13 protein-coding genes are annotated in these 11381 nt (G+C 68.0%); 3 read left to right on the top strand and 10 right to left on the bottom strand.

Features of this window, described 5'->3' with window-relative positions:
* Positions 1-4: 4 nt before the first annotated feature.
* From DXK21_RS01605 to DXK21_RS01570, 8 genes are all read right to left on the bottom strand, one after another.
* Positions 5-427, bottom strand: a complete 423-nt coding sequence (locus DXK21_RS01605; protein ID WP_114816039.1) for a DUF3429 domain-containing protein — start codon at positions 425-427, stop codon at positions 5-7.
* A complete protein-coding gene (locus DXK21_RS01600) occupies positions 427-831 on the bottom strand; it encodes a thiol-disulfide oxidoreductase DCC family protein (protein WP_245945043.1) in 405 nt (134 codons plus the stop codon). Before DXK21_RS01600 ends, DXK21_RS01605 begins: the two co-directional genes overlap by 1 nt.
* A gap of 103 nt (positions 832-934) precedes the next feature.
* Complete coding sequence (locus tag DXK21_RS01595) at positions 935-1438, bottom strand: GlcG/HbpS family heme-binding protein (protein ID WP_114816037.1); 504 nt, start codon at positions 1436-1438, stop codon at positions 935-937.
* A 47-nt stretch (positions 1439-1485) separates the two neighbouring features.
* Positions 1486-2208 carry an ABC transporter ATP-binding protein gene (locus DXK21_RS01590; protein WP_114816036.1) on the bottom strand — a complete coding sequence of 241 codons (723 nt, stop codon included), beginning with the start codon at positions 2206-2208 and terminating at the stop codon, positions 1486-1488.
* Positions 2205-3410: an ABC transporter permease gene (locus DXK21_RS01585; protein WP_114816035.1), complete on the bottom strand. Its 1206-nt coding sequence runs from the start codon at positions 3408-3410 to the stop codon at positions 2205-2207. The genes DXK21_RS01590 and DXK21_RS01585 overlap by 4 nt, the downstream gene beginning before the upstream one ends.
* Before the next feature lie 4 nt (positions 3411-3414).
* The gene (locus tag DXK21_RS01580; protein WP_245945041.1) at positions 3415-4455 is read right to left on the bottom strand and encodes an efflux RND transporter periplasmic adaptor subunit; all 1041 of its coding nucleotides are present in this window, start codon (positions 4453-4455) and stop codon (positions 3415-3417) included.
* Between the two features lie 181 nt (positions 4456-4636).
* A complete protein-coding gene (locus tag DXK21_RS01575; protein ID WP_114816034.1) occupies positions 4637-5419 on the bottom strand; it encodes an outer membrane beta-barrel protein in 783 nt (260 codons plus the stop codon).
* Between the two features lie 219 nt (positions 5420-5638).
* Positions 5639-7021 carry a methyl-accepting chemotaxis protein gene (locus tag DXK21_RS01570; protein WP_114816033.1) on the bottom strand — a complete coding sequence of 461 codons (1383 nt, stop codon included), beginning with the start codon at positions 7019-7021 and terminating at the stop codon, positions 5639-5641.
* 198 nt (positions 7022-7219) lie between these two features.
* Between DXK21_RS01570 and DXK21_RS01565 the strand changes: the two genes are divergently transcribed.
* The 3 genes from DXK21_RS01565 to DXK21_RS01555 all read left to right on the top strand — a co-directional run bounded on the left by DXK21_RS01565 (position 7220) and on the right by DXK21_RS01555 (position 9690).
* Positions 7220-7990, top strand: a complete 771-nt coding sequence (locus DXK21_RS01565) for an EAL domain-containing protein (protein WP_114816032.1) — start codon at positions 7220-7222, stop codon at positions 7988-7990.
* Positions 7991-7993: 3 nt separating this feature from the next.
* Complete coding sequence (locus DXK21_RS01560; protein WP_114816031.1) at positions 7994-8452, top strand: BLUF domain-containing protein; 459 nt, start codon at positions 7994-7996, stop codon at positions 8450-8452.
* Between the two features lie 269 nt (positions 8453-8721).
* On the top strand, positions 8722-9690 hold the full coding sequence (locus DXK21_RS01555; RefSeq protein WP_245945040.1) for a sensor histidine kinase: 969 nt from the start codon (positions 8722-8724) through the stop codon (positions 9688-9690).
* Between the two features lie 62 nt (positions 9691-9752).
* Here DXK21_RS01555 and gspM read toward each other — a convergent pair whose 3' ends face one another.
* Positions 9753-10226, bottom strand: a complete 474-nt coding sequence (gene gspM / locus DXK21_RS01550; protein ID WP_114816029.1) for a type II secretion system protein GspM — start codon at positions 10224-10226, stop codon at positions 9753-9755.
* Positions 10223-11326: a type II secretion system protein GspL gene (gspL, locus tag DXK21_RS01545; protein WP_114816028.1), complete on the bottom strand. Its 1104-nt coding sequence runs from the start codon at positions 11324-11326 to the stop codon at positions 10223-10225. Before gspL ends, gspM begins: the two co-directional genes overlap by 4 nt.
* Positions 11327-11381: the final 55 nt, after the last annotated feature.

Here is an 11381-nt window from a genome sequence, read left to right as displayed (position 1 = left end):
CGCGTCATCTCACCGCCGACGCCGCGATAAGGCAAAAGCAGACCACCAAGGTCAGCCGCAGACGAAGTCGGCCATACCAGGCGGGCAGGTCACCCAGTCTGACGCATCTCAGATCATAGGCCAGCAGGAGCAAGAAACCGGCGGCCAGCCCGACCAGGCCCATAGTCGTCGGGACGAACGCCATGGCCCAGCCCCACAGCGCCGGCAGGACGCTGACCGCATAGGGCGTGGCGTGAATTTCGTTTCGCCACGTCGCGACGCCCCAGTGGACGCCGCCCATGAAGGACAGAATGATCGCGCCATAGAGCCGAAGCGCGTTCGAGACCTGCTCGGGATCGCCCAAACCGAACGCCAGAGCCCCCGTAAGGCCGACAAACGGCAGCACCCCGGCCCCGCCCAGGACCATCGCCGGGCGCGGCGCCTGCATCACAGCCCGTCGCCCCCGCGTTCCAGGCGACGAACGACCGTCTGCAGCCCAGGACGAAGGCGCAGGAAGCCTCTGTAGGCCGCCTCCAGAATTCCCACGACGGGTCGGGTCGCCGCCAGTCGGCCTAGCCAGCTCAGAGCCGGAAGCTCGCGCCAGACGGCGGCGAAGGCGGCGGCTCCGCTGACGGTCCGGCCGTCCGACCCGCGCACATGGAACCGGCGCAGCAGGGCGTCACGGTCCATGTCGCCGACATCGTGTCGCGTCACATCGAGAAACGACAGGCGGCGGTGACGGTCCAGCCGCCGCATGACCCTGATTTCCCGAGAGCAGAGCGGGCATCCGCCGTCATAGTAGACGATCATGCCGGCGCCCGGCGCCTCTGTCCGATCATGAAGACGCGTCACGGTCTCGAAACTCCACAGGGTGCTTCGTCAGTTACGCGCCAGTTCGCCCTCTGGATCAGCCGGCCCGGCAGGGGCGACGATCGTTCGCCCTTCAGTCCGAGCGTCAGTTCGCCGGCAGATGCTGGCGGATGGCGGCCATGGCGCAGCCCTCGTCGCCGGCCGCGCCGCCCGCGCCCGCCACGCCCAGGGCGCCGATGACCTGGCCGTCGACGATCAGGGGCACGCCGCCGCCCAGAAGCAGCAGTTCGTCCAGGGTGTTGAGGTTCTGAGACGTCGGGTCATTGCGCGCCCGTTCAGCCATGACGCTGGTCGCGGTCTTGGTCGACAGCGCTGTATAGGCCTTGCGTTGCGCCGCCAGGGTGTTGTGCGGACCGACGACGTCGTCGCGCTGCAAGGCGACCAGGTTGCCGCTACGGTCGACCACCGCCGCCACCGCCGACCGGCCCTGGGCGTGGCAGGTGGTCAGGACGCCGTCCAGCAGGCGGTTGGCCAGGTCCAGAGACACGTCCTGACGAACCAGAACGCCGTTGGCCGGCGCGGGGGCGTCCTGCACCGGAGCCGCGCTGAGGAAGGCGGCCGCCGCCAGAAGGGAAAGAGAAAAGGTCATTGTCTGGTCCTTTGAATCAGAGCGGCGGGCATGCCCCGCCATCAGGGTCAGGAATGAGGCAGGTCGGCGCGAATCTCGTGTCCGACCACATCATTGGAGATCAGCAGCCCGTCGCTGAGCATCAGGCGGCGGGTGCAGCGGGCGGCGACGCTCTCATCATGGGTGCAGATCAGGAAGGTCGCCCCCTCCTCCCGGTTCACCTCGCGCATCAGGTCCAGCACGCGATCGGCCGAGTCGCGATCCAGGTTGCCCGTGGGCTCGTCGGCGATGATCAGGTCCGGCTGATTCATCAGAGCGCGGGCGATGGCGACGCGCTGCTTCTGGCCGCCCGACAGGCGTGTCGCCGGATAGTCGATGCGATCCTCAAGCCCCACCCGCGCCAGAAGGCCCCGCGCGCGGTCGCGCATCTGGCGCGAAATCCCGCCAGCGGGCGCGGCGGCGGGAAAGGCGACGTTCTCCATCGCGGTGAAGTCGGGCAGCAGATGATGAAACTGGAAGACGAAGCCCAGCCGCTCGTTGCGGAACCGCGCCCGGCGGGCCTCGGACAGGCCGTCCACGGCTTCGCCGCTGATAGACAGGGAGCCGGCCGACTGGCGCAGCAACAGGCCGATGATCGACAGCAGGGTCGACTTGCCCGACCCCGACGCCCCCAGAAGGGCGACCAGCTCGCCCCGGTCCAGATCCAGGTCGACGCCTTTGAGCACGCGGGTCTCTTCCTCCCCATTGCGGAAGACCTTTTCGATCCCCCGCGCTTGCAGAACGCGCGTCATTGCTGAATCGCCTGCAACGGATCGACCTTGGAGGCCGAACGGGCGGGCAGGATCGAGGCGATCACCGCCCCCAGGGTGGTCAGCACCAGGGCCGCGACATAGCCTCCCTGTTCCGGCGCGATGGGCAGGGCCGAGGTTCCGTCAGGCTTGACGATCCCTTGCAGCCAGAGACACAGGCCGTAGCCGCTGGCGCAGCCGATCAGGGCGCCGACCAGCCCGATGATCAGGCCTTGCAGCAGGAAGACCCACAGGATGAAGCCGCCCGGCACGCCGAAGGCGCGCATGATGCCGACCTCGCCGCGCCGTCGGTAGGCGGACAGGACCAGAGCGCTGGCCACGCCGATGATGATGGAGATCAGCGAAAATATCTGGATCAGGGTTCCGGTCTGCCCCTGCGCCGTCAGCGCGTCCTCCAGGCTCAGGTTCTTTTCCTGCCAGGGCGTGGCGCGCAGGCCCGTCGCATCGGCCAGAAAACGCGCCACCGCGCGGGCGTCGTCCGGGTTCTTCAGCTTGACCTCGATATTGGTCACGCCTTCGGGCAGGACGAACAAGGGACGCGCCGTCTGCAACGACATGAAGGCCACCCGTTCATCCAGGCTCTGCAGGCCGGTGCGGAACACGCCCTTCACCGTCAGTTGACGCTCCACGCCGCGGTCGGTCCGCAGCAGGATGGACTGCCCTGCACTCAGGCCCAGATCCTCGGCCATGTGCACCCCGATCAGCAGGCCGTCCGCGCCCAGATCGCCGTCGCCGCTGATGATCTTCGGCGTGATCTGCGAGATGGCGTCGATCCCCTGCGGGTCCACGCCCAGGATCGAGACCGGCGACACCGCCTCGCTCTTCACCAGGAAGGCGCTGCCCGATATCTGCGGGCTGATGGCCGAGACGGCGGGGTTGGCCCGCAGCAGTTGCACGATCATCGGCCAGTCGCGGATCTGCTTGCGCTGGAAGGTGGACACCAGGGCGACCGATTCCACCGGCAAGTCCGGTCCCGCCAGAACCCGCGCCACGCGGGTCGGCGGCTCCAGACTGACATGGGCGCTGTCGCCCGTGACCTGATCGGTCAGCCGCACGGCCAAGCCGGCGATCAGGGCGGTGATGAAGACGAACACCGTCACCCCCAGCGCCACCCCCGCGATCAGCAGCAGGGTCTGGCTGGGGTTGGACAGCAGATACCGCCGCGCGACCTTGAGGGCGAACACGGCCTTACCCGTCCGTCTTGTGCGCCACAGGTCGGACGCGAGCGCCGACGCGGGCCGAGGCGGGGTCCAGAATCACGCGGTCGCCCGCTGCCAGACCGCGCTCGATCAGGGCGTTGACCGTGGGCCAGCGCGCAACGACGACGGCGCGTTCGCGCACGATGTCATCGGCGTCGACCACATAGACCTTGGGCGCTGCGGTGGCGTCGGCCACGGCGCTGCGCGGCAGGACGACGGCGCCGGGTCGCTGACCGACGACGATGGTCACATCGACCGAGCGACCGGGAGACAGGGACGGGCCCGCCTCGGGCGCCAGCTTCACCAGCCGACCGCCCGTGGCCGCGTCGACCTGGGGCGAAACCTCGGTCACGCGGGCGGCGAAAATCGTCGAGGTTCCAGACAGGGCCGCGCGGGCGGACATGCCCGGCCGAAGGGCGTCAGCGTAGGCTTCCTCGACCTCGGCACGGATTTCGACGCCGGTCGCCGATCCCAGTTCGAACAGGGTCTCGCCTGCGGCGACCACCTGGCCGTTGTCGATGGGCCGCACCAGCACCACCCCGCTCATCGGGGCGCGGATGGTGAACTCCCGCGTGCGTTCGGCGGAGGCCCGCACGGCGGCGGCGGCGGCGACGACATTGGCCTCGGCGGCCTGCAAGGCGGTGCGTGCGGCGTCCAGGGCGGCCGGCGCGGCGAAGCCCCGCTCGTTCAGCGTCCGGGTGCGCTCGTATTTCAGGCGAGCGTCGGCGGCCTCGGCGCGGGCGGCGCGTTCACGCGCCAGATCGGCCTCGGTCTGGGCCTGCTCGACAGAGGCGAGGATGACGGCCAGGGGCGCGCCGGCCGCGACGCGGTCGCCGTCGTCATGCATCAGACGCACCACCTGACCTGGATTGGGCGACGCCACCTGAACCAGATCCATAGGCCGCGCCCGTCCCACCACCGACAGAGCCAGCTCCACCGTCTGCGGCTTGACCATCGCCACCGCCACCTCGGGCGGGCGGCGCCACAGGACCACCGCCGTCACGGCGGCAAGTCCGACCAGGACGGCCACGGCGAGGACGATCAGCTGTTTTCGATTGGGCCGTATGAAGGATCTCTGACGGTCGCGATCCGCGACGAAACGATCCTGCGGCGGTCGCCATGGATCGGCAAGCCTGTGGACGCGGCGCGACAGGCGGCTTTGCGCCCGAAAGGAAAGCCCCGGAGCCGTTTCTCGACCCCGGGGCCTGGACTCAGAAGGCGAACCTGGCCCGCAGGGTCACGGGCACATAGGTGCGGTCGCCGACCCCGTTGATCGACGCCAGCCCCAGACCGCCGATGGCGCTGTCGTCGTCGCTCAGGCTGGAGATGTAGCGAATCCCCGTCTCGGCCTGCACCGAGACCTGCTCATTAAAGGCATAGGACAGGCCGACATCCACGCCCGCCGTAAAGCTGGTGGAGCTGTCGTAGAAGGGCGCATCCGCGATGGTGATGGCGGCGTCCGGGATCTCGAACGTGGCGTTGATCTTGTCGGTGAAGACCGCGCCCAGACGCCCGGCGACGTAGGGCTTGAACGCACCCGCGCCGAAGTACTGGCGATAGCCGGCTTCCAGGGCATAGGCCTTGTACTCGCCGAAGGTCCCGTACACCGGCAGGGTCGTGTCCAGCGCCGGCACGAAGGCGCCGCCCACCTGCACGCGGCCCTCGTCAGCCTGCATGTAGCGCACCGATCCGAAGACCTCGGCGTTATTGCTCATGCCATAGGCGAACTCGGCGCCCAGGTTCATCCCCTCGCCGTAGATGTCGTCGAAGCTGCGCGACTGGATGCGCAGTTCAGCGTTGACCCCGGCCAGGTCGGGATTGAGCGGGCCGAGGTCCGGCACCGCCGCCGTCGCCCCGCCATGCACGTCGCCGCCAGTCGGGAACTCGGCCCCGGCTTCCAGGCTGACCGTCCAGCGGCCGGGGGCGGTTTGAGCCTGGGTCGCGCCGGCAGCCGAAAGCGCAACGACGGTGGAAAGCAAAATCGTCCTGAACATTCTTCATCCCTCTTTCATGAAGCCGAAGACGCCGCGCCCGGCGCCCGCATTGAAGCGAGGCTCCGGCTACACGCCCTCAACGAGCCAACGTGACATCTCGCTGGCACATAAAACGAGCTGACCTTGTCAGACAGCGCCCGGTTTACGCGGCATGGCCGAAAGTGGATCAGGCCGCTGGTGAATTTCCGGCTTAAGGGTCTCGCCGCCCGGCGCGCGTCCCTAGACCGCGACCGACAGGGGCTGATCCTTCGTGATCCTGAAACGCGCGATCAGATCGGTCAGTTCGGCGCAGTCGGCGCGCAGGCTCAGGCTGCCCGATCTCAGCTGCTCGACCATGCCGGCGTTCTGGCGCGTCACCTGGTTCATGTCGGCGATGGCGCTGTCGACCTCGACAAGGCGATGGGCCTGGTCGGCGGTCGATCCCCGAACCTCGGTCATCAGGTCGCTGACTTCCCTGATGCCCGAGTTGATGGCGGTCAGGGCCTCGCCCGACTGCCGCACCAGGGCCACGCCGTCGTCGACCTTGGCGGTGCTGGAGGAGATCAACAGCTTGATTTCCCGCGCCGAGTCCGCCGAGCGCTGGGCCAGGGCGCGCACCTCCGCCGCTACGACGGCGAAGCCGCGGCCGGCCTCCCCGGCGCGCGCGGCCTCCACCCCGGCGTTGAGCGCGAGCAGATTGGTCTGAAAGGCGATCTCGTCCATGACGCCGATAATCTCGCCGATGTGGCGCGACGCCCGTTCGATCTCTTCCATCGCGCCCACGGCCCGGCCCAGAACGGCGATGCCGCTTTCCGCCAGGGCGCGCGTCTGCACCACCACGTCGTCGGCGGCGCGTGCATTGTCGGTCGTCTGGCGCACGGTCGCGGCGACCTGTTCCAGCGCGACGGTCGTCTTCTTCAGGCTTTCGTCTTGGCGCTCGGTACGTCGCATCAGGTCTTCGGCCGAGTCGCTGATGTCGATAGCTCCCGACTGCATCGCGCCGGCGCTGTGTCGGATCACGCCCATGGCGGAATCCAGCGACGTGATCGCCTTGTTGAAGTTCGTGCGCAGCAGGCGGTAGTTTTCGGGGAAGGGCGTCGTGATCAGATACGTCAGATCACCCGCCGCCAGCGCCTCCAGCGCGCCCCCGGCGCCCGACACCGCCGCCGCCTGATTTTGCGCCGCCAGGCGATCGCTCTCGGCGCGGCGCGCCCTCTCCTCTTCGGCGGCGGTCACATCGGTCGCGAACTTGACGACCTTATAGGGCGCGCCCTGCTCGTCGAGGATCGGATTGTAGGTGGCCTCAATGACGACGCGCCGGCCGCCCTTGCCGAACCGAGTGAACTTGTCGGCGATGAACTCCCCGTTGTTCAGGCGCGCCCAGAAGGCGGCGTAGGCCGTCGAGCGCGCCTCGTCCTGATCCAGAAACATCCGATGGTGACGGCCGCGAACCTCGTCGAGGGCGTAGCCCAGCACGTTCAGAAAGTTCTGGTTGGCGGTCAGGACATGGCCCTGAAGGTCGAACTCGATAACGGCCTGGGAGCGTTGCAAGGCCGAGAGCATCGCGCGCATCTCGCGCAGTTCCGTTTCAGCCAGCCGTCGGTCGCGCGTACGTGCAAACATGGTCGTCTCGAAACTACAGCCCGCAGGGCGGACATGGGGCGCGGCTTCTAGGAGCGGGTTCGTTAAGAAAACGTGCTGGTTTCGCCTGGCGTTTCGGTCTGCGCCCTGTTCACTTTTTCCGCGCACAGCCGCCGACTGCAAGATTTCGTAAAGAGGCGCAGCCCTACGCAGATATCCAATCAGCAGGGAGCGTGAGCGATGGCGACGGGATGCGAGGGCTGCCGCGACGGCGCCGGGTTCGATCTGCCCTTCTCGATGGCCTTCCAGCCCATCGTCGACGTGGCGTCCCAGACGATCTTCGCCCACGAGGCACTGGTGCGCGGCGTCGGCGGCGAAGGCGCCTATTCGGTCCTGAGCCAGGTCGCGGACGACAACCGCTATGCTTTCGACCAGCAGTGCCGGGTCAAGGCCATCGAACTGGCCACCGCCCTGGACCTGCCGCGAGACGGCGCGCGGCTGTCGATCAACTTCATGCCCAATGCGGTCTATGAACCGCGGGCCTGCATTCGCCTGACGCTGGCGACGGCCATGCGCACCGGCTTTCCGCTCGACCGGATCATCTTCGAATTCACCGAAGACGAGAAGTTGGACGCCAACCACCTGCTGAACATCCTGCGCACCTACCGCGCCATGGGCTTCAAGACCGCGATCGACGACTTCGGCGCCGGTTATGCGGGTCTGGGCCTGCTGTCGAAATTCCAGCCCGACATCGTCAAACTGGATATGGAGCTGATCCGCGACATCGACCGCGATCAGGCCAAGCAGAAGATCGTCAAATCCCTGCTGGGCCTGATGGCCGACCTGGGCATTCAGACCATCTGCGAAGGCGTCGAAACCCAGGACGAACTTGAGACCCTAAAAGACCTCGGCGCAAGCCTGATCCAGGGCTACGTCCTGGCCCGCCCCGCCTTCGAAAGTCTGGTCGGCGCCGACGCCCTCGCCCCCATGCAGGCGCGCCGCGTCGCCTGACGCATGGTGCGACAACTGATCTACACCAGCAGGGTCGCGCCCGGCCTGCAGGACGAAGAGGCCTTGCTGCGATCCATCCTCGCGGTGTCGGTCCGAAACAACGCCGCTGTGGCCGTGACCGGCATGCTGCTGCGCCATCGCGACCACTTCTTCCAGGCGCTGGAAGGGTCCGCAACTGCTGTCGAAGCCATCTATCGCCGGGTGCGCCGAGACCCGCGCCATCGGGATTTAAGGCTGCTCCAGGATGCGCCGCGCGCTTCCAGAAGCTTCGCCGGCTGGGCCATGTGCGGCTACAATCTGGGGCCGGCGGACAATGAGATCCTGGATATTCTCAACCTGCGGCGCGACCTCGACCCGCGACAGATCAACGGATCAAGCGCCCTGTCCCTGCTAAGGACCGTGCACACGATTCAGAAACGCGTCCTGTCGGCGACCAGCACGCCCGTCGTCATCGACGCCTGAGACGAGCCTGCGTCCGCATTTCAGTCGGAAGCAAGGCTCTCAGATCGCCCCCATGGGCCACATCCTCATTCAATAGCGGGGATTACCCTTGCTCATGCTAGGGTGATCCAAGGGCGTCTCGGCGCGCCTGAACACCCGAGGCTTGATTTCCAATTTGGACGTCGCGACGGGATCGGAAAGGGCCCATGGCTCCCGCATCTCAAAATACAGAAGTCGGCGCCGCCCTGGCCCTGGCGGTCATCTCGGTGTCGCGCGCGCCACTGTTGCTCATGGACGAACAGTTCAACGTCGTCGCCGCCAGCGAGTCCTTTCTTCAGGCGTTCGGACTTCGCAACGACGCCGTTCGCGGGCGCTCGATCTTCGCCCTCGGCGCAGGCGAATGGAATCTCCCCCGGCTGCGCTCCCTATTGAGCGCCGTCGGCTCCGGCGACGCTGAGGTCGCCGACTATCAGCTGGAGATGCCCATTGAGGGCGCAGCCCCGCGTAGCCTGCGCCTCAACGCCGAGCGTCTGGCGTTTGCCGACGCCATGCCCGCGCGGCTGTTGCTGACGGTCGTGGACGTCACCGCATCCAACGCGACCCAAAGAAAGATGGACGAACTGGTCCGGCAGAAGGAGGTCCTGCTGCAGGAGGTTCAGCACCGCGTCGCCAACAGCCTTCAGATCATCGCCAGCGTGCTGCTTCAGTCCGCCCGAAAAGTCGACTCGGTGGAGAGCCGCGCTCATCTGACCGAGGCCCACAACCGCGTCTTGTCGGTGGCTGAAGTCCAGCGGCAACTGTCCTTGACCCAGGTGGGGGATGTGGCTCTCAAACCCTACCTGACACAGCTGTGTCGCAGCATCGGCGCGTCGATGATCGCCGACCATGACCAGTTGCGGATCGAGGTGAGCGGCGACGGCAGCGTCGTGGACGCCGAGGTCTCGGTCAGCATCGGCCTGATCGTCACCGAACTGGTGATCAACGCCTTGAAACATGCGTTCCCGAAGGGCCGCAGAGGCCTCGTGACCGTTGACTACCAGTCGCGACCCGAGGGCTGGGACCTGAGGATCTCGGATGACGGCGTCGGCATGCCGAAGAATCCGGGCTCGGCGGAACCCGGCCTGGGCACCGCCATCGTGAAGGCCTTGGCCAGTCAACTGGCGGCGGAGATCGACGTGGAGAACCTCGCGCCAGGCACGAGAATCTCCATCGTGAATCGCAAGTCTAGAGTTGAACCGGCGCTGTTGCAGGCCGTCTAGGCGCGCCCTAGGTGGCTCGCGACCTCAGCGTCGACACCGCAGCATGCGGCTCGGAGCACAGTCTAGCCGCCCAGGGTTCCTCGGGCATCCAGGGTCGCGTCGGCGTTCTCGATGACCGTCAGATCGGCGGCTTCAACGTCGTAGTCCCGCTTGAGGGTCGCTATCCAACCGAACAGCGCCGCCGAGGTCACGCCCGGCGCGTCAAAGGCCAGACCGCCCTCGCCGTCCGCCGACAGGGTCACGGTCAGGCCCGCCGCCTCGGCTGCGGCGCGCGCTGACGTTTCGAAGTCTTCCCGCATCATCGCGGCGGGTTTGGCGCGCACGCGGCGGGCGAGACCGGCGTTCAGCCGCGTCATTTCCGCCGTGGCTTCGACCCTGCGCTCGACGGCCGACGCACGCCAGGCCCAGGCAGGACGCACAACCAGCAACCAGCAAGCCAATGCGGCGATCAGCAGCGCCATCGCCGCCAGCATCCCACGCTCCCGCGCCGAGCGGCCGCGCCACCACAGACCTGCCGACTGGATCATCCGATTCATCCGGCGCCTCCCACGCGAACTTCGCTGACGACCTTGCCCTGGTCGTCGACGGTGCTGTCATCGGTCAGAGACATGCCCTTGGCCGCCATGGCCTGCTGCAGGGCGTCCAGGTCCTGATAGGCGGCGTAGGTCACTGTGGCGCGAACCCCGGCTTCATCGACGGTCAGGCTGTCCAGCTCCGCCTCCTCGACGCTTTCGACGGCGGCGAACAGGGCGGCCGCAGCGGCGGCGGCCCCGCCCGGCGGCGCAGTCGACAGCCGGCGGGTCGCCTCGGCGACCGCGTCTGCCCAAGGCGCGATGTCAGGGTAGGCGCGCCGCGCCGCGGCCTCGGCCCGGTTCTCGGTGTCGCGCGCGCGCCATTCGTCATGACCGGCGGCGGCCAGGGTCAGGATCAGCGGCGAGACGATCAGGGCCGCCGCCAGCGCCGCCGCCCGTTTCCAGCCGCGCCGGTCTGCCTCGACCCGGCGCCCGCCCCCGGCCAGCAGGTTGATCGGCGGGTTCAGGGCGGCCGCAGCCAGCAGGCGCTCGATCTCGTCCGCCCGCTCGATCCGCTTCACCGCCCGCCCGGCGGCCACGGCCTCGGCCAGATCGGGCTGGACGCTCAGCGCCAGTTCGCGCCCGCGCAGAGCCAGGTCGGCGCCGAAGAGGGCGGCGGTCAGCACGCCCTCATCCTCCGGCTCCGGCTCCGGCAGGATCAAGCAGTCGGGGATCATGACGTCGGCGCGAAGACCGAAGCTGGCCAGATAGTCGCTCCACGTCTGCAGCAGCGACCGCCCCGCCACGGCGACCAACCGCCGCCCCGACGTCGGGACCGTCCCCAGGACGGCGGTCAGCCGGTCGGAGGGCGCCGCCAGGTCGTCGCGCAGCAGATGCAGCGCCGTCGCCGCCATCTGGGCCGGACTGCCCGACGGCAACTCCAGCCAGCGCACCAGCACGTCGGCGCCGGGAACCACCGCGACATTGCGCATCGGCTCGGGCGCATATCCGGAGCCGAGCTCCAGAACGCCGCGCGTCAGCACGACGCCTTGCGCATCCAGCGTAAGGCATGACGCCGGCAGAGCCGCCGAGGGCGGGATCAGAATCAGTCGGATGCGGCTCATTCGTCCAGGGTCCAGCGTTGGATCACGGTTTGCGTGCCGGCCATCGCCACAAGGG

Source organism: Brevundimonas bullata (assembly GCF_003350205.1).
GTDB classification, from domain to species: domain Bacteria; phylum Pseudomonadota; class Alphaproteobacteria; order Caulobacterales; family Caulobacteraceae; genus Brevundimonas; species Brevundimonas bullata.
Note: the sequence above shows the minus strand (reverse complement) of the source record. Positions and strands in the feature narration are given on the sequence as shown.

Excerpts from the sequence above, each read along its gene's own strand:
- DXK21_RS01560 (WP_114816031.1), top strand. The coding sequence starts at position 7,994 with ATGGTGCGACAACTGATCTACACCAGCAGGGTCGCGCCCGGCCTGCAG.
- DXK21_RS01595 (WP_114816037.1), bottom strand. The coding sequence starts at position 1,438 with ATGACCTTTTCTCTTTCCCTTCTGGCGGCGGCCGCCTTCCTCAGCGCG.
- DXK21_RS01575 (WP_114816034.1), bottom strand. The coding sequence starts at position 5,419 with ATGTTCAGGACGATTTTGCTTTCCACCGTCGTTGCGCTTTCGGCTGCC.
- DXK21_RS01555 (WP_245945040.1), top strand. The coding sequence starts at position 8,722 with ATGGACGAACAGTTCAACGTCGTCGCCGCCAGCGAGTCCTTTCTTCAG.
- DXK21_RS01590 (WP_114816036.1), bottom strand. The coding sequence starts at position 2,208 with ATGACGCGCGTTCTGCAAGCGCGGGGGATCGAAAAGGTCTTCCGCAAT.
- DXK21_RS01565 (WP_114816032.1), top strand. The coding sequence starts at position 7,220 with ATGGCGACGGGATGCGAGGGCTGCCGCGACGGCGCCGGGTTCGATCTG.
- gspL (WP_114816028.1), bottom strand. The coding sequence starts at position 11,326 with ATGAGCCGCATCCGACTGATTCTGATCCCGCCCTCGGCGGCTCTGCCG.
- gspM (WP_114816029.1), bottom strand. The coding sequence starts at position 10,226 with ATGAATCGGATGATCCAGTCGGCAGGTCTGTGGTGGCGCGGCCGCTCG.
- DXK21_RS01570 (WP_114816033.1), bottom strand. The coding sequence starts at position 7,021 with ATGTTTGCACGTACGCGCGACCGACGGCTGGCTGAAACGGAACTGCGC.
- DXK21_RS01605 (WP_114816039.1), bottom strand. The coding sequence starts at position 427 with ATGCAGGCGCCGCGCCCGGCGATGGTCCTGGGCGGGGCCGGGGTGCTG.